Here is a 17,432-nt window from a genome sequence, read left to right on the forward strand (position 1 = left end):
TATTGTGTTGATGACAGGCTCGTTTGATGAGAAGAGTAATGTATCGGTCGCGAAAAGCGCACAGCCTTTGCCAAGGCTGTGCGTGCTCGATGCGGTACAGGAGTCTGCACTTGTTGTACACAGGCCGAAGGGGCGGGGTCGGATTAGGGAGCAACTGTGAGTAGGCCGACCGACGTAGCCGTCCTCACCTTTGCCACCGGCCATCCGAGGTACCTTACGATGGCGAAGGCGCTGGCCCTGTCTCTAGACCTCAACTTCTGCACCGCCCAGAAGGTCGTCGTGACGGACAGCGACGATCCTGAGTTGAAGCGCCTGTACGACGTCGTGCTTCCTCCGCCAAAGGATTACGAACATTTTTTCATCAAGCTCTGCGCACTCGACCACACCGAGTTCGACAGGATTCTCTTCATCGACGGTGACTCCCTGGCGATCAGGCCGATCGAGCCGGTGCTCGAGGCCTGCAGGGGAAAGGACTTCGCTGTGCAAGGGACTTGGCTTTCCGACGTCCAGTGGTACGGCGACATGACCTCGGTCATGAAGCGTCGGGGACTGAAGCAGGTGCCCAAGTTCAGCGGGGGGTTTCTGTACTACGAACGGACTGACGCGGCCAGAGAGCTGATCGCAAAGATCATGGAGCTGGCGGCGGACTACGACTCTATCGGGCTGGAGCGGAACCGCGGGCATGTGGTCGACGAGGTCTGCATCAGTCTCGCCATGGCCGAGACGGAAATCGGCCACGTGTTCCCAGACTCTATGCAGCTCTCCCGCACGCCATACTTGCTCAAGAGCCGGGTCCGGCTCGACGTCCTGCACGGCGAATGCTCGTTCGTGAAGGGCGACGACCCCGCGAGATCGATCAGGCCGTTCATCTATCACTCAGCTCACGCGGCATTCGATCTCAAGTACTGGCGCGAGGTGAGGCGCTTGATGCGGGTCAGCGGCAAGAGGCTTGGAAGGACGTCCGGAACGGGCGACAGGCTGACATTCGCAAGACGCGCTAAGATAGTGTTGACTGCGATGATTCACAGAAATGCGGGGAAGTACTGAGGGGTGCGGTCGATGCGAGCGAGAGTCCTGGGTGCTGTGAAGCGCGCGCTGGGGCCGAGGGTCTGGAGGTTCCTCAAGAATTGCGTTAGGCCGTGACGTCAATGTAAAGATCGATCGAAGTGTTGCTATGGAGCGGTTCGGCCTTACGGTCCAGGCGTTCGACCCGACTCCGAAGTCGATCGAGTGGGTGAAGCGCCAGAAGCTCCCCGAAGGCTTCGTCATGCACGAGTACGGCATCGCTGACGTCGACGGCGACGTGACTTTCAGCCCGCCCGAGAATCCCGACCACATCTCCCACACGATCCTTGAGCGTCCGTCGACGGCGTCGCGGGCGATCACCGTACCGGTCAAGAGACTTGAGACGATCATGCGCGAGATTGGGCACGAGCACATCGACCTGATGAAGATGGACGTGGAGGGGGCGGAGTACGCAGTGATCGACGACTTGGTCGAGTCAACGGTGCGGCCGAGGCAGCTGCTCGTTGAATTTCACCACAGGTTCGAGAGCATTGGCCTTCCCAAGACGAAGGCAGCCGTGGAGGCTTTAAGGGGCGCGGGTTACGACCTTGTCTACATCACAGATTCCGGCGAAGAGTACAGTTTCTTGCAGGCTTGAGCCTTGACCGGGCCTGTGGCCTCAAGCTTGGAGCAGGCTGTCGTAGAAGTCGACTGTCTTCTTGGCGAGGACGTCCCAATCGAGGGCGTCGAGCGGGGCCGTCTGGGGGCGGGGCGTGCTCTTCGCCCAACGGACGGCGGCCTGAAGGTGCGCCGAGCTGATCTCGCCCTGGTAGGTCATAACCCAGTCCTCGCCGATCGTCTGCTTTAGCTCCGGCATCGAGCCGATGCCCGGCACCAGCACCGGAACGTCGAACGAGAGCGCCATGAGCGCGGACCCGGAGTTGAGAATGTTCTTGTAGGGGAAGACGGCGAGGTCGGTGGCCCGGAAATAATTCTGCAACTCCTCGTCTGGCACGCGCTGGAACTTCGACAGGATGCGGGGGTCGCCCGAGACCGCGCTTTCAACCTCCTTTCTCAAGGCGTCCGGATACGGCTCGCCCGCGACAACGAGCCGCAGGTCGCCCGGAGTCTCCTTGAAGGCGCGTGCCAGCTCCGGCACGCTCTTGTAGCCGCGAATGAATCCAACGTGGACGATGACGAACTCGTCTTGGCCTAGGCCAAGCGCTTCGCGCGCATCGGCCCTTGAGGCCGTGTTCGGATACGCCTCGCGGTAGTGCCCGTGCGGCACGGTCTCGATCGGGCAGACCATGTCCGAAAACCGCGCCTCGACGAGCCGCCTTGCCTCATGTGAGAGGCAGATGCAACCGCTCAACATCGCCGTGAACTCCTTCCAGAATTTTCGTTGCAAGAGCTCGTGCCTGCGCTCGTGCGTATGCAGGTTGTGGGCGGTCCAAACGATCTTTGCGCCGCCTGCCGCCAGAGCGCGGAGGCACTTCATCCACCGGTCGTAGCTCCGGAGCACGACCACGGGGTTGCGGCGGTTCAGGAACGACTCCGGCCAGTGGACGTGAAAGACGTCGGCGGCCGCCTCGGCACATCCGTCCAGCTCGAACTCTGCGACCTCCACCCCAAGCTTCTCGACCCCTGCGTACAGCAGCGCCGTGTAAGGGTTCGACTCTTTGACGTCCTTGGGGAATGCCAGTACCTTCAAGACGCTACTCGCTCACGTTCGCCTTGAACCACTCGTATGCCTCGCGCAGGCCGTCTTCGAACGGCCTCTTCGCCTGCCACCCCATGCAGCGCAGCCTCGACACGTCCAACGTCTTTTCCGGAAATCCGTCGGGCATGGACGTGTCCCACTCGATCTCGCCCGTGTGCCCCGTGATGCGCTGGATCGTCTCTGCCAACTCGCTGATCGTGATCGACGTGCCGGTCCCGACGTTGACGTGCCCTTCGACCTTCTCGCGTCCCAGCATGAAGAGGCAGGCGTCGGCCAGTTCGTCGGAGTGCAAGAACTCTCGCTTCGGCGACCCCGTCCCCCAGCACGTGACGGTCTTGTTCGGCAGGTGCTCGTGGAACCGGCGGATGAGCGCGGCGATCACGTGCGAGTGCTCGGGGTGGAAGCTGTCACCGGGGCCGAAGACGTTCGGCGGCATGACCGTGAAGTAGTTGCGCCCGTACTGCTTGCTGATCGCGTCGCACAGGTACAGCCCGGCGATCTTTGCGACCGCGTACGCCGCGTTCGTCGGCTCCGGCGGGCCGGTGAGCAAGGCTGCCTCGGGCATCGGCTGCGGCGCCTCGCGCGGGTAGATGCAGCTGCTTCCGAGGAACAGCAGATTCTGAACATCGGCTCGATGCGACCCTTCGATCAAGTTGCTTTGGATGATCAGGTTTTGGCTAATGAACTCGGCGGGTTGGCTGTTGTTGGCGTGGATGCCGCCGACCTTTGCTGCGGCGACGATCACGGTGTCTGGCTCGACCTCCGCCAGGAAGGAATACGTATCGCGTTGGTTCAAAAGATCGAGCTCTTGGTGGGTTCTTGTGACGATCTCGAAGCGTTCTTGCTCTTCAAGGGCTCTTAGGATCGCCGACCCGACTAATCCGCGGTGGCCTGCGAGATAAACCCTATTGCCGGTCTTCAGCGCTGGCATACAGCTTAAATCCCTCCTCCGCCACAAGTTTGTCTCGCTTGGCAAGCTCCAGATCCGAATCAACCATCTCTTGCACCAACTCCTCGAACGTGACTTTGGGCGCCCAACCGAGAACCTCACGCGCTTTGGATGCGTCGCCCAAGAGCGCTTCGACTTCCGCCGGACGATAGTATCTTGGGTCGATCGACACGATCGCCTTACCTGTTTTTTGATTCAATCCCTGTTCGGACTCGCCTTCACCGCTCCACTCGATAGTCGTTCCGAGGCGCGCGAAAGAGATCTCCACAAATTCACGGACCGAGTGTTGCTCGCCCGTCGCCAGAACGAAATCACCAGGCTTGTCCTGCTGCACAATCAGCCACATGCCTTCGACGAAATCCCGCGCGTGGCCCCAGTCGCGCATGGCGTTCAGATTGCCCAGGTAGAGGTGATCTTGCAGTCCGACGGCGATGCGTGCGGCTGCTCGCGTGATCTTGCGTGTGACGAACGTTTCGCCACGGATCGGTGACTCGTGATTGAAGAGTATGCCGTTGCAAGCGAACATACCGTAGGCTTCGCGATAGTTCACTGTGATCCAATGGGCGTACAGCTTTGCGACGCCGTACGGACTCCTGGGATAGAACGGGGTTGTCTCCGTTTGCGGAGTCTCCTGCACTAGTCCGAAAAGCTCGCTTGTCGATGCCTGATAGAACTTCACAGAGTCCGTCAGGCCGAGTATGCGTATCGCTTCCAGGACGCTGAGCGTTCCCAGCCCGTCCGTCATAGCGGTGTAGTGGGGCTGGTCAAAGCTCACCTTGACGTGGCTCTGCGCACCCAGGTTGTAAATCTCGTCCGGCTTTGTCTGCTCAAGCACGCGAATCAGAGAGACGCCGTCCGTGAGGTCTCCGTAATGCAACGAAAGCGGCAGTCCCTGTTCGTGCTGATCGTGAAATAGGTGGTCGATGCGCTGCGTGTTGAACGACGATGCTCTTCGCTTGATTCCATGCACCTCGTACCCCTTCGCCAGAAGGAACTCAGCGAGGTACGCACCGTCCTGCCCGGTGATGCCGGTAATGAGCGCCGTTTTCATCTGAATTGGTTTCCCTCTGGTAGGCCCGCGCCAGGTTCGATTGTACCAGAGCAGCGATCAGGGCAATCGAACCAGCGCGGCGTGGGATTCGGCTGCGCAAGTTGCACCTTGGCGAGCCGACTTGGTGCGACAGGATCGAACTCCGGAATTCGTCCTGCAGTTTGGAGCAGAAGCATCTCAGTTGCGCGTAGGCGTTTCCCAAGCTCGTCAGGAGATTGTCAAGAACCGGCTGCGCAACCCCGTTATATTTGCTAGCACGGTCCAAGTTGGTACGATTCCTGCGGTTCGAAGTCCAGTATACTTGGGTGGCGGAAGCGTACGATGAGTCAGCAGATCTCAGATTCTGAACCAGCAGGCGACGGAGCCGTCGATGGTCGCTCTGTGCTCGACAAGAGCATTGAGTTTCTAAGAACTTGCGACCGCACGTGGCTTGGCCTGACCATCGCCGCATGTCTCGTCTTGGGGTTCGTTTTCTGGGCTCTTTTCAGTCAGCTTCCATACATTTGGCTCGGGCTGGGCACTTGGGAGTTCAGGTCTGGGGATGGATACTATTCGCACGGCGTCCTCGTGCCGTTCATCGCGGGCTACATCATCTATCAACGCTGGCCCCAGATAAAGGACACGCCCGTCCGTCCAGGTTGGATCGCTATCGTACCGTTCCTTGCTATGTTGTGGATTCTGTGGGCCGCGAACGTGGCCGACATACTGTTGATCCGTTCATACGCCCTCATCCTTGGTCTGCTGTCTCTTGTCTGGTTCATCGCGGGCCTAAGGTGGATGCTCGCGCTATCGCCCTCGATTCTGTACCTGTTGTTTGCTCTTCCAGTTTGGACGGGGGTAATCAATAACTACACGAATCCGCTTCAAGTGTATTCGACGACCGTGTCTTATCATTTGCTGAATGTATTCGGATACAAGGTGTTCCAGCACGATGCGACAACCCTGTTGTTGGATCACTTCGAGCTTTCGATCGCTGTTCCTTGCAGCGGCTTAAAGCTTGTCGTTGCCGTGACGGCGTTCACTGTGTTCTTCATGCTGATTGCTCGTTTGAAGTGGTGGGCGAACGGGCTGATGGCCGCAGCCGTACTGCCGCTGTGCCTGTTCATCAACGGTCTGAGGATCGCGCTGATCGGGATCGTCGGGGAGGAACGGGGGAGTGCGGCGGGGTTCGCGTTCCACGACTACAGCGGATACATCACGCTGATCGTGTGCTTCTTCATCATATTCAAGTTTGCGAGGTTATTAGGATGGAAAGAATGAAAAGGAGAGCTGCGGCTGCGCTCGGTGTGCTGCTCGCCGCAGGAGTCTTCATGGCGTTTAGCAAAGTAGATGAGGGGGACTCGATAGACGAGCAGTGGATGGTCGATAACAGCCCTAGGCAGGTAGAGGGCTTCAAGATGTTGGCCGGTGAGGAGAATCCCGACTATAGCTATAAGATGGCTAAAGTAGCCTATGACACGTTAGAGCCCTACGGCATCGTCGCCAAAGTTTATGTGAACGAAAAAACCGGCGAATCGTACGATGTCGTCTTGATCGCGAGTAAGAGCAAGGACAGCTTCCACGATCCGCGAGTCTGTTTTTCGGTCCAGGGTTGGGCCTTGAACACCCAGTGGGTCGACTCTGTTGAGACCGAAACGCGAGGGCTAGCGTACATGACCATCACGGACATGGACGGGCCGACAGGCAGGGGGAAATTGGCAGCGTTCCTCTATCGGGGTCAGGGCAAATTCTACAAATCAACGAACGAACTCAAGATCGGCATGTTCATCGAGCAACTCAAAGGAGGAGGGAACCTGGACGGGGTCTTCTACAGGATCATTCCGCAGCACAACAACCCAGATTCGGACGCACTACTAAGTGACTTGAAGAATTTCATTGCCGCGTACTTGGACGCTGCAAACGAAGCGAGCAACGGCTACTTTTAGGCGCCGGAAATGGGGAGAGTTTTGTACGTCACGACGTACAACAGCGAAGACGTTGGCTCGTGGTCGGACATCTCCGGGTGAATCGCTCGCACGAATCATAGCGCGTGTCTGATCCGTCGTGTGCATAGGCGGCGTTGAGTTGTTTTGAACCGCCGCAAGCCATGTTTGAGTACGAGCGCATTAGGCTAGGTTGCCCCGATACTCAGCCATCTGACGTCTTGCTGTCGTCGGAGCTGCGTCCTGCTGCCTTCCTGGATCGAGACGGCGTTGTGAACACGGATCGCGGATACGTCCACTTGCCCGAGGACTTTGAATGGACTCCCGGCATCCTGCCCGCGATTCGGGCTCTCAACGATGCGAACTACGCCGTCATCTTCGTCACCAATCAGTCGGGGATCGGACGCGGATACTACACCGAAGAAGATTTTCTGTCGCTGAGCCGCTGGATGTTGGACGAAGCCGACAGGGAAGGGGCTTTGATCGACGCGGTTTACTACTGCCCTCACCACCCGGACGGGGAGCCGGGTCCGTATCGCTTGCTTTGCCCAGCGCGCAAGCCCGGAACAGGCATGCTGGAGCGAGCCGAGCTTGAGTTCTCCCTGGACAAAGCCAAGTCGTTTCTGATCGGTGATCGGGAATCGGACCTGGGGGCAGCTATCGCCTTTGGGATCGAGTACAGCCTGTTTGAGTCAGGCGACATCGAATCCATAATAGCCAGCCATATCCGCGGTTGAGTCTAAGTTTTCTCGACTAACTTACGCACATCTTGCGCCCTTGGCATTGGGACGACCAGAATCTTACCGTTCGCGGCGACCACTGCCAGGTCGTCGCAACCCAATAGGCAGACTTCGACGCCTTCCATGTCGTTGTACACCGCGCAACCCTCTGACTCGACGACTCTCGCTGTGCCAACGATGGCGTTTCCGGAGTCGTCGAGCGGCAAACTTCTGGTCAGTGCGTCCCAAGCTCCAAGGTCGTCCCACTCAAATGCAGATTCGACGACGTACACGCGTTCTGACCTTTCCATCAGCGCGTAGTCGATCGATTCGGACTTGACTTGTGAGAACAGCTCTGCGGCCTCTTCGCTCTCGCTAGAAATCGCGGCCGCGAGCTGCTTGACGAACTCTCGCGTAACGACTCCGGCCTCTTCGAGCTGGTCGATGAACGCCTGCACTGTCCAGAAGAACATTCCCGAATTCCAGTAGTACTGGCCGCTCTTCAAGAACCGCACTGCGGTCTCTGCGTCGGGCTTTTCAGTGAATCTAACGGCGAGGAAGCCCTGTCCGACAGGATCGCCGCGCTCGATGTAGCCGTACCCTGTTTCCGGCCGGGTCGGTGCAATTCCGATCGTAACGAGGCCTCGCAAGTTCTCTGCAAGATCCATGGCCGAACCCACGACGGACAGGAATTTGTCCGCTGGGGCGATCCGGTGATCGGCGGTCACGACGGCCATCGTCACCTCTTGCCAGCTATCGGGAAACCGCGCCATGAGATTTGCAGCCGACCAGATGAGCGCTCCAGCGGTGTTGCGCTTGGTCGGCTCGCCGAAGACGTTTCTTGCCGGCACTGCTGGGCACTCAGCGCGAGAGGCTTCGACCAATCTCCCGGTCGTGGCGATGAAGATGTCATCGTTGGCGAAGTTCGTCTGCAGCCGTTGGACGGCGTCTTGGAGCAGGCTGCGATCTGCCGACGAGAGATTGAGGAACTGCTTTGGCCTGTCCGGAGTTGAGACCGGCCAGAATCGCTCGCCCGATCCGCCCGCCATCACGACCGCTACCCGATGGAAGCTCATGTCATCAGACTACCATTGCAATCGGTCAGCGCCTGGTTCCCAGAGTATCCTTAGCGGGATGGCGGCGACGAAACCGAAGCGAAGGAACGTGCGCAAGCGAAAATCCCTGCGTGAGCTGGATGAGTTGCTGACCAGATTGGAGAACGTATACGGAAAGACGCCGTACGCCAGCCGCTTCTCACCGATGGACGAACTGGTGTGCTGCATTCTCAGCCAGCACACCTCCGACGCGAACAGCTTTCCGGCGTTCGCTCGGTTGAAGGAGGAGTTTCCCGATTGGCAGGGCGTTGTCGATGTGGGGCCAGAAGGCGTCGCTCCAATCATCAGGCAGGCAGGGCTGGCGAACCAGAAGTCAAAGAGCATCGTCAGGGCGCTTGTGGAAATCCGCCGCCGTACCGGTAGCTATTCGATCGACCATCTCCAAAGCCTCTCGATGCTGGAGGCCCGCGACTGGTTGATGGAGCTGCCGGGGGTCGGCCCGAAGACGGCGTCGATCGTCCTCTGCTTCAGCTTCAAAATGGGCGCGATCCCGGTTGACACGCACATCTTTCGCGTTTCCCAGCGGATCGGCATGTTGCCGAAGTCCTGTACGGCGGACAAGGCCCACGACCTCCTTCTCGATTTGGTGCCGCCCGATGACGCGTTTCGGTATCACACGACTCTCATAACGCACGGCAGGAAGATTTGCAAAGCTCGCAACCCGCTTTGCCGGGAGTGCCCGCTCAACGACATCTGCCCCTCGGCAGCGACGTTTATGAAGAAGGCGACGGGCAAACGGAAGTGAGAGGATTCGCTGACCCGGAGGCTGCAGATCGTGCGTTTGCGCGGATTTCTGAACTCACGCTGCGCGACGCACGGGGCTGGCTGGCGGAAGCTCTAGCAGGCGCCTCCGATCCAGATCTCGCGCTGAAGCAACTGGAGCGCTGGCTGACCGCGTCCAGCAATGCGACCGTGCTGCTCGACGCTCTTCTGGGTGCGCCCGAGCTGAGCCAGCTCATCGTTACGCTACTCGGCGCCAGTCATAAAATTGGCGACGTACTCGCGCAGAATCCAGAGTTCTCCAACTTCGTCCTCGAGCCGCAGCTGCTGTCGGAAAGGCCGACTGTCGAAACGGTCCTGTCTCAGGCGGATCGCCTGTTCGCAAGCACCAGTTCGCACAGCCATCGTCTAGATCGGCTCAGGCTGATCAAGCAGGAGTGGAACCTGCGAATTGCCGTGGCGGACCTCGGCGGCCTTTGGCCCGAGCCGGATGTTTGGCTTGCGATCTCTGCCGTCGCCGAAGGGCTGCTGGTGGCGGTTCGTGATCTTGTATGGGCTGAGTTCGCCAGCGAGAAAGGCCTCGACTTCGCGTGCCCAGTCGAGATAGTTGCGTTCGGCAAGCTTGGCGGCCGTGAGCTAAACCTCTCTTCCGATGTCGATCTTGCGTTAGTTCTGCGAGACGATGCCGATGACGAGTTGGAGCGGCACGCCCAGCGGTTTGGCGAGGTACTTCTTCGAGCCGTTTCGGACCCGATGGGCAGGGGCTCGCTGTACCGCGTCGATATGCGGCTGCGACCGTTCGGCTCGGACGGCGCGCTTGTCTGCAGAATGCAGGCGTTCGAGCGGTACTACGAACAGTACGCGGAGCCTTGGGAGCACCTTGCGATGATACGAAGCAGGGTGCTCAAGACCGAAAGCGATATCGCCCGACGTTGGCATGAGCTGCGGACGCGCGTCGTCTTCCAGGAAGCTCGCGGAGAGTGGGTCATTGAAGATCTGTTGAAGATGCGTCTCAGGATGGAAGAGGGCGTGTCGCCGAACGACATCAAGCTCGGTTCGGGCGGAATCCGCGACGTCGAGTTTCTGGTTCAGATTCTGCAGATGCTGTCCGGCCAGAAGCACGAGTCGGTTCGGGTCGCACCGACGTTGGATGCGATAGACGAGCTTGCCAAAGCAAGCGTGTTGGAGCTGCGCGCTGCGCGCGAGCTGCGCTCCGGGTACGTGTTTCTGCGGCAGGTCGAGCATCGGACGCAGTTGGTCGGCGATTTGCAGACTCACTCTCTGCCGGACGACGCGTCTGAACGCGCGCACCTCGGCCGAAGGATGGGGTTTTCGACGGCGGCAGGATTCGAATCTGCCTTGAACACGGTTCGCTCGCAGATGCGATTCTGGTATCTGTCGATCCTAGCGCCAGACGCTCCCGAACACGCTGATCGATCGAGCGTCGCAGAACGTATCGGCGAGGCTGCCGAAACGGCGCTCGGATGGTTCGATGGACTGGTCGGCGGCGACGCTTTTTACGCCAGCCTACTAGAGAACGAGTCGAGCTTGCAGAGGGTGCAGTTCATCGTACAGAACGCGCCAGCTCTCGTGCCCGAACTTCGCCGGCTGTCAAGCGTCACCGAGCAGGTCATAACAGGCGAAATCCTTGAGCCGTTCGACGCTGGGGAGAGGTTTGAACCGCTGAAGCGTCATTTCTCGAACGAGGCGTTCGCAATCGCTGTCCGCAGGGGTTGGCTGCGCGTTGCGACCCGCTGGGCGTTCGACTCGTCGTTCTCGTACGGAGATTCGTCAGCCGCGCTGATAGACGCCGCGCTGACCACGCTGTTCGAGCACGAGGAGCTTGAGTTTTCGGTCGTTGCCCTCGGCAGCTTCGCTTCGGGGGAGATGGCGCTGCACTCAGACGTCGATCTGCTTTTCTTGAGAGCCGACGACACGGACGCAGCTCACATGGAGCGCTCAGCCCAGCGGTTGCTTTCGCTGCTGCAGGAACTGAGGCAGCAGGGCGCGCCGCTGGAGATTGACGTCCGTCTTCGTCCAGAGGGCAGATCAGGCAGGCTGGTCAGCTCGTTCAGCGGGCTTGAGGGTTACGCGGCTGACGCCATGGAGCCATGGGAGCGTTTCGCGCTGGGTAGATCCCGTCTGCTGTACGGAGAAACGGAGGCGCTGGACCACGTGCGTCGAGCTGCCTACGGCGACGGGCTGAGCAACGCCCGACTTGAGGCGCTGATGAAGATGAAGTCTCGCATCGAGAACGAGCGAATTCCGGTGAGGTACAGGAACAGGCACATCAAGCTTGGCGCAGGCGGCGTCGACGACCTCGTTTGGACGGCCCAGCTGAACTGGATGAGGTTCGAGTCGAAGGCCGCCGACCCGTCTCTCCTGTCAGTTGAGAGCCGCCTGAGGGCACTGGCATCGCTGGGTGTTTTCAACGCGGTCGAATTGGACGCGATGCTTGACGCATGGCGGTTTTTCACGCGTCTGCGAATGCGCCTTGCGCTTTTAGGTTTTAACGACGAAATTCTTCCGGAAAACCCTGATAAACTGCGGAAGCTTGCATCGGTCACGGATTTGCCTGATGGGAATGAGGTCTTGGCTCAGGATGCGCGTTGCCGACAGGCTGTTCGATCCGTGTTTGAAGACAGTGTGACGCGCCTGTTTCAATGATAAACATCGCACTCGTTTACTTGGGAGCTTATTTGATAGGCGCGCTTCCGTTTGGAGTGATCATCGCTCGGATGCGCGGCGTCGACCTCCTTACGTTCGGCAGCAAGAATCCAGGCGCATCAAACGTCGCTCGAGCCCTCGGCCCGTGGCTCGGCCTGCTCGTGTTCTTTCTTGACATCGCGAAAGGTGCAGTGCCGGCATACGTTGCGATGCAAATACTGGATGACCCTAGACACGGGCTGGGCGCAGGAGTCGCCGCCGTGCTTGGACACACACTTAGCCCCTTTCTTAGATTTCGTGGAGGTAAAGGTATCGCAACGAGCTTAGGAGTTCTGGTCGGTGTTGCTCCGTTCGTGGCGCTGTACGGATACGGTGCGTTCTTGGTTCTATTCGCCATTTCCAGAATTGTCAGTATTAGCAGCCTAATTGGAGCTTTAGTCGTTCTCATATCAGCCGTAATTCTACGCGAATCAACTGAATTCTTTGTTGTGTTCGTGCCGCTCGTTGTCTATGTATTCATCAGGCATAGGAGCAATATCAAACGACTCATGAAAGGTGAAGAACCAAAGCTTGATCTGAAACCATTCGGCAAGAAAGACAACGCAGAGCGGAAACGGGAGGACGATGATCTTAGCGGAAATCAATGACCTGATGCAGTCGGGCGGACTCACCTGCGTTGCTGCCGTCCCGATAGCGATATGGATATTCACTTTCATCTCGTGGTCAGTCATGGGCGACGTGGAGCCGCTGTTCGGCGTGCTAGGAATTGGATCTGCCTTTGCGCTTATGTACACTTTGCACACAGCTCCAACACCTCTTTTTGCGCTGCTTGGAACCGTTGCTCTTTTCGGATCGGTGATCGCAATCCCCATCATGAGACGTCATCTGAATAAGCGCAGGTTTGCGCAGATGGACGTCGAACAGATTGAGGCTGCTTACAGAATGCTCTCGGTAAAGCCGGACAACCCTTCAGCAAAGTACAGGATGGCGGAGGGACTGTACGCCCGCGGGTACCTGTGGCAGGCAGTCGCAATCGCGGAAGATGCGCTGGACGGTTTTCCGGAGCGAGGATTCGAGGCGGAGCGGCGCACGGTTGGCGGCTGGCGCCGGGCTGCTGAGGCCAGGAATGAGGCCAGCTCACTGCCGTGCCTCGAGTGCGGGCATGTGAATCAGCCAGGAGCCGTGTACTGCGGGAGATGTCGCTCGAGCTATCTTACGGAGTACGCTCGCGGAAAATGGCTGAGCAGGTCGTTGGGAAGGAAGTTGCTCGCGGCGTGGGTTTGCGGTTTGGTGGTCTTCGTCGGGATTCCTTACGTCGCGAACTGGCCGCAGATCGCACCTGGCGGACGGATTGCGATCATCATGGGAGAGGTTGCACTGTGCGCATTCGTCTTGGTTCGGGCGTTCCGAAAAGGGGCTGAAGCCAGATGAAACGCCTGGACAGGTACATGCTGAAGGAGATGATCGGGCCGATGCTGGTCGGCACGGTGATCATCGCGCTGCTGTTCATGGCGAACGAATTCATTTCAATCTTTAAGAACTTCGATGTGTCCAACTTGCCTAAGTTGGCAGTTATACAGATGGTGATGTTCAGAATGCCGCATTGGCTGAGCATGACGCTCCCCGCAGGAACGGCGATCGGGGTCGCGCTGGCGATCTCTCGCATGGCGAGAGAGTCGGAGGTTACCGCGATGCGAGCCGCAGGAATCTCGCTGCGGCGGTTGCTCTTGCCTGTGGTTTTGATGGGCTCGCTCGCCGCGGTTGCAAACTACCTCATCGTCGAAAAACTCATTCCACCAGCGGCGCTGAAATACCGCCAGGTGAGGAATCAGGCGTCTGTGCTCGGGCCGGGGCCGATATTTCGCTCCAACGTGATGCTGAGCCTAGATGGCAAGTCGGCGAGTTTCGGATCGGTGCAGCGCACCGCAGACGGCAGAATCCTGCTCAATGACATCTTGTTGATCGAGCGACCTCGTGCAGGGGAGTCTGTCGTGTTTTCAGCGGACGAGGGCAGCTATGACGATGGCGTCTGGTACTTCCAGAGTCCTCTGATCCGGTTTTTCAGCGGCGGCGAGCTTGTTTCGATCAAGACCGAAGACGTAGTAACGATCAACGAGCGGATCAGGATTGCCGACATGTTCATTGCGCCGATGCCGGAGGAAGAGACGGCGGCGGACCTCAAGGAGGCGATACAGGACCGCAAGCGCAGCCACGGGGACACGACCTTGCTGGAAGTCGCCTACCACGTCAAGTTCAGTCTGCCCTTTTCGTGTCTGGTGTTCGCCTTGAGCTCGGCGATCATGGCTCTAGCGCTCGTCCGCTCCGGCCCGTTCGTCGGTCTGATCGTCAGCATGGTCCTCGTAATGGCGTACTACAACATCCACATCGTGGCGACCGAGATCGTGGGACGCAACGGCTGGCTTCCGCCCGGGCCGTCCGCGTGGCTTCCCAACGTCATTTTTGCGGCAGTTGCGGCGGTTGTGCTGTGGAGGATCGAGTGACGCGGATTTGGCCGCTGGCTGCGGCCGTGGCTCTGATCCCGCTGGCTGGCGCTCAGACGCCGTCCCAACTACCGCCGCCCAAACCGGATGCGCGGCAGGAGTTCAAGTTGATCCACGCCGACACTGCCCGGTTCGAGGGTGACGAAATCGAGTTGACCGGCAACGTTCATGCGCAGTTCAAGGGGTACGACCTGTACGGAGATCGAGTTATTGGCGACAAGGTAACGCAGGTTTTTCGGCTCGAAGGAAGCGCGCGAATCATCGGCCACGACGCCGAGGTGTTCGGCAGCGTTGTGGTCATCAACTTCAAGGACGATACGTTCAGATTTGAAGACGGGCGCGCGACGCTGGGTCCGGACCGGCTACAGGGAGAGACCGTCGAGGACATCTTTCTCTCATCTGTAAGCGGGTCGGGCAGGGCAAGTCTGTTCGAGACCAGAGAGGGCGCGCTGACGACTTGCGACAAAGAGATTCCGCATTTTCTATTCACAGCCGAATCAACGAGAATTCGTCCGGGAAAGAACGCTGCTCTACGCAACGTTAAGCTGGTCATCCTAGGACACACGATCTTCTCCATTCCGTTCCTGGTCGTTCCGCTCGTCGAGAACGGCACGCGCTACCTCCCCGACGTCGGACAGAGCCCTGACGAAGGGTACTACGTGAAGACCAGATGGAGCACACTTCTCAATGGCGACGACTACTTCGATACGAGGCTTGATTACATGTCTCGCCTGGGCACGGGCGTCGGATTCGACTACAACTATGAAAACGCGACTCTGGACGGCAAATTCACGGCGTACACGCTGATCGGCCAGCGACCGAGTACGGTGCTGACCGGCAGCCACCGACAGGATGTATTCGGTGGAAGTCTGACGTTCAACTCGCGGTTCGAGCAGCAGAACTACCTCACCGCGCCCGGAACGAGCATTTGGAATACGCGCGCCCAGTTCATGCTGCCGTGGGGCACCGGTTCGTCCCGCCTAAGCTGGTTCCGCGTGAGCAGCGACCGCAAGACGTCGAAGTCCGTGTCAGAGAGCTTTCGGCTCTCCGACCAGCGCAGATTCGGCGGGCGCGGAAGCACCATAACCACGAGCTTTGACGCAAACTTGGCTCGCTCCGAGAGCAATCCGATAGTCGGCCAGGGCACGAAGTCTGAGCGGTTGGACCTCAGGTTCAACGTGCGCTCTAGCTTCCGATTGTTCGACGCCGATCTGATCTATCAGCGGAGCGTGCCGATCGGAGACTCGTCCAACTTCTTCAACGCGACCGACCGCACTCCAATGCTGACGCTGCGCTCGGATGCGCGGCGTCTAATCGGTCCCGACTTCGCCCGGGTGCTTGCGTTCACGACGGAGTTCTCCATCGGAGAGCTGCTCGACCCGGCTACATCGAGCACCGTTACGCGCATCAACTTCGATCTGAAAGCAACGAAAACCCTCGGCGGGCGAAGGAAGTCTCAGCTGCAGCTCAACGGGCGATTCAAGCAAGGGCTGTACAGCAACGACACCGCCCAATACGTTATCGACTACGGTGCGCGCTGGAGCTACCAAGTGGGAAGTTCTCAGCCGGGTCGGGAGTCGACGGTGAACCTGTCGTACCGGTACTTGCGCGCGTTTGGGTTCACGCCGCTGAGCATAGACAGATCGGGCCGATCCGATGCGCTCGGGCTCGACGTTACCGCCAGGCCCACCGCAAAACTGCAGCTCAGCGTTCGCACCGGCTACGACGTTCTGCGAGGGTTCCGCGGTAGAACGCCGTGGCAGTTCATCTCCGTTCAAACCGAGTGGAACGCAGGTGGTGCGCGCCGAACGGAACGCGGCCCTCTGCGCATCAACTTAACCTCCTCGTACGACACGATCAACCGGGTCTGGAGCAACGTCAGGCTGAATGCAGAGTTTACGGCGGGCAGAGCGCAGTTCGCGATGGGCGCGAGGTACGACGCACGGCGATCGCAGTGGGCATCTGCCAACTTGGTTTTTGAAGGGTTGCGGATCGGTAAGACTACGTTTGCGGTTGCGCTGAATTACAACGGGTTTACCAAGCGGTTCGACGCCCAGCACTATTCGATCATCTACGACCTGCACGCGGCCGAGTTGGTGCTGGACATCGTCGACAATCAAGTCGGATTCCGCGCCGGTCGCCAGATCGGCTTGTTCTTGCGACTAAAGGCGCTCCCGACCCGTTCTGGATTCGGATTCGGGACGCGCGGGCAGGCAGTCGGGTCACGCGGCGGCTTCGGATTCTAAGAGCTTGCGCTCGTGTAGTGCTTGAGCGCGAACATCCAGAACCAGCGCGCAAACAGGAGCGAAGCACCGGCCCAGCCGATCCCGAGCACGAGCATCAGAGGATCAAAGCCGATGATGAGCTGTCTTGCCGGGACCGTCGCGATGAAACCGATCGGGACGACGTAGAGCAGGAACCGCTGGATGCCCGGAGAGTACATGTCGAGCGGAAAGCGGGCGACGTCCAGCACTGATTCGGACAGCACCCACAAGTTGTCGACGCGCACAAACCAGATCGCCAGCGACATCAGCGATAAGCAGAGAGAGTAGAAAACTGCGACCGAGCACCCGACGAGAACGACGTACCCGAACCAATCGACTAAAACCGGTGCGGCACTCAGGCGAGGAACTGCGTAGATCATCGTCGCGATTCCGGCCACGAACGACCCCACTTGATCGAAATTGAACTTTCGCGTCGAAACCCAGAACTGCGAGTCGACGGGCTTCGTGAGAATAAAATCGAGCTGGCCGAGCCGAATCTGGCCAGGGATTTCAAGCAGAGATCGGAACAGCAGTCCGAATACCGCAGCCACCGTGAACCCGGTTCCGACTAGCAGCAGGGAATCAACTTTTTCCCAGCCAGCGACCGAGTCGGTGTTGCGATACAGAACCAGCACGACAAGAAGCCCGAACAGAATCCACGCCGCGTTCTGCAGAACTTTCGCGAAGAAGTTCGCCCGGTACTCCAACTCCCTGGCGAACGAGCTTCGGAAAAACTCGCAGTAGATTTTCCAGTACCGGATCACTGCGGATAGGATACCGACCGGGCGCGTATACTCAT

16 protein-coding genes are annotated in these 17,432 nt (G+C 59.0%); 11 read left to right on the top strand and 5 right to left on the bottom strand.

All coding sequences use genetic code 11. From position 1 onward, the window contains the following. Positions 1 to 156: 156 nt before the first annotated feature. Positions 157 to 1,047, top strand: coding sequence for a hypothetical protein (locus IH944_03735; protein ID MCH7903661.1), 891 nt, complete (start codon positions 157 to 159; stop codon positions 1,045 to 1,047). Positions 1,048 to 1,174: 127 nt separating this feature from the next. Beyond that, positions 1,175 to 1,663, top strand: a complete 489-nt coding sequence (locus tag IH944_03740; GenBank protein MCH7903662.1) for an FkbM family methyltransferase — start codon at positions 1,175 to 1,177, stop codon at positions 1,661 to 1,663. 21 nt (positions 1,664 to 1,684) lie between these two features. On the opposite strand, the gene IH944_03745 is transcribed toward IH944_03740, so the two are convergent. Genes IH944_03745 through gmd form a run of 3 tightly spaced genes read right to left on the bottom strand, consistent with a single transcriptional unit; the run spans position 1,685 to position 4,725 of the window. Continuing rightward, positions 1,685 to 2,716, bottom strand: coding sequence for a glycosyltransferase (locus IH944_03745; protein ID MCH7903663.1), 1,032 nt, complete (start codon positions 2,714 to 2,716; stop codon positions 1,685 to 1,687). 4 nt (positions 2,717 to 2,720) lie between these two features. Then, on the bottom strand, positions 2,721 to 3,656 hold the full coding sequence (locus IH944_03750) for a GDP-L-fucose synthase (GenBank protein ID MCH7903664.1): 936 nt from the start codon (positions 3,654 to 3,656) through the stop codon (positions 2,721 to 2,723). Continuing rightward, the gene (gene gmd / locus IH944_03755; protein MCH7903665.1) at positions 3,631 to 4,725 is read right to left on the bottom strand and encodes a GDP-mannose 4,6-dehydratase; all 1,095 of its coding nucleotides are present in this window, start codon (positions 4,723 to 4,725) and stop codon (positions 3,631 to 3,633) included. The genes IH944_03750 and gmd overlap by 26 nt, the downstream gene beginning before the upstream one ends. A gap of 321 nt (positions 4,726 to 5,046) precedes the next feature. Here gmd and IH944_03760 point away from each other — a divergent pair, with 321 nt between their 5' ends. The 3 genes from IH944_03760 (at position 5,047) to IH944_03770 (ending at position 7,384) form a co-directional block, all read left to right on the top strand. After that, positions 5,047 to 5,985 carry an exosortase/archaeosortase family protein gene (locus IH944_03760; GenBank protein MCH7903666.1) on the top strand — a complete coding sequence of 313 codons (939 nt, stop codon included), beginning with the start codon at positions 5,047 to 5,049 and terminating at the stop codon, positions 5,983 to 5,985. Continuing rightward, the gene (locus tag IH944_03765; GenBank protein MCH7903667.1) at positions 5,982 to 6,650 is read left to right on the top strand and encodes an exosortase-associated EpsI family protein; all 669 of its coding nucleotides are present in this window, start codon (positions 5,982 to 5,984) and stop codon (positions 6,648 to 6,650) included. Before IH944_03760 ends, IH944_03765 begins: the two co-directional genes overlap by 4 nt. A 221-nt stretch (positions 6,651 to 6,871) precedes the next feature. Further along, positions 6,872 to 7,384: an HAD family hydrolase gene (locus tag IH944_03770; GenBank protein ID MCH7903668.1), complete on the top strand. Its 513-nt coding sequence runs from the start codon at positions 6,872 to 6,874 to the stop codon at positions 7,382 to 7,384. A 2-nt stretch (positions 7,385 to 7,386) separates the two neighbouring features. Here the strand turns inward: IH944_03770 and IH944_03775 are convergent, their stop codons facing one another. Next, a complete protein-coding gene (locus tag IH944_03775) occupies positions 7,387 to 8,442 on the bottom strand; it encodes a mannose-1-phosphate guanylyltransferase (protein ID MCH7903669.1) in 1,056 nt (351 codons plus the stop codon). A 58-nt stretch (positions 8,443 to 8,500) separates the two neighbouring features. On the opposite strand from IH944_03775, the gene IH944_03780 reads away from it, so the two are divergent. Genes IH944_03780 through IH944_03805 form a run of 6 tightly spaced genes read left to right on the top strand, consistent with a single transcriptional unit; the run spans position 8,501 to position 16,615 of the window. Then, positions 8,501 to 9,226, top strand: a complete 726-nt coding sequence (locus tag IH944_03780) for an endonuclease III (GenBank protein MCH7903670.1) — start codon at positions 8,501 to 8,503, stop codon at positions 9,224 to 9,226. After that, positions 9,223 to 11,868 carry a hypothetical protein gene (locus IH944_03785; protein ID MCH7903671.1) on the top strand — a complete coding sequence of 882 codons (2,646 nt, stop codon included), beginning with the start codon at positions 9,223 to 9,225 and terminating at the stop codon, positions 11,866 to 11,868. The genes IH944_03780 and IH944_03785 overlap by 4 nt, the downstream gene beginning before the upstream one ends. Beyond that, complete coding sequence (gene plsY / locus IH944_03790) at positions 11,865 to 12,515, top strand: glycerol-3-phosphate 1-O-acyltransferase PlsY (protein MCH7903672.1); 651 nt, start codon at positions 11,865 to 11,867, stop codon at positions 12,513 to 12,515. Before IH944_03785 ends, plsY begins: the two co-directional genes overlap by 4 nt. Next, the gene (locus IH944_03795) at positions 12,493 to 13,299 is read left to right on the top strand and encodes a zinc ribbon domain-containing protein (protein ID MCH7903673.1); all 807 of its coding nucleotides are present in this window, start codon (positions 12,493 to 12,495) and stop codon (positions 13,297 to 13,299) included. The genes plsY and IH944_03795 overlap by 23 nt, the downstream gene beginning before the upstream one ends. Next, positions 13,296 to 14,369, top strand: coding sequence for an LptF/LptG family permease (locus IH944_03800; GenBank protein ID MCH7903674.1), 1,074 nt, complete (start codon positions 13,296 to 13,298; stop codon positions 14,367 to 14,369). The genes IH944_03795 and IH944_03800 overlap by 4 nt, the downstream gene beginning before the upstream one ends. Continuing rightward, the gene (locus IH944_03805; protein ID MCH7903675.1) at positions 14,366 to 16,615 is read left to right on the top strand and encodes an LPS-assembly protein LptD; all 2,250 of its coding nucleotides are present in this window, start codon (positions 14,366 to 14,368) and stop codon (positions 16,613 to 16,615) included. The genes IH944_03800 and IH944_03805 overlap by 4 nt, the downstream gene beginning before the upstream one ends. On the opposite strand, the gene IH944_03810 is transcribed toward IH944_03805, so the two are convergent. Next, positions 16,612 to 17,397: an ABC-2 family transporter protein gene (locus tag IH944_03810; protein ID MCH7903676.1), complete on the bottom strand. Its 786-nt coding sequence runs from the start codon at positions 17,395 to 17,397 to the stop codon at positions 16,612 to 16,614. The two genes, IH944_03805 and IH944_03810, sit on opposite strands and share 4 nt — an antisense overlap. Positions 17,398 to 17,432 lie beyond the last annotated feature (35 nt).

This window comes from Armatimonadota bacterium (genome assembly GCA_022563855.1).
In the GTDB taxonomy this organism is placed as follows: domain Bacteria; phylum Armatimonadota; class Fimbriimonadia; order Fimbriimonadales; family Fimbriimonadaceae; genus JADFMN01.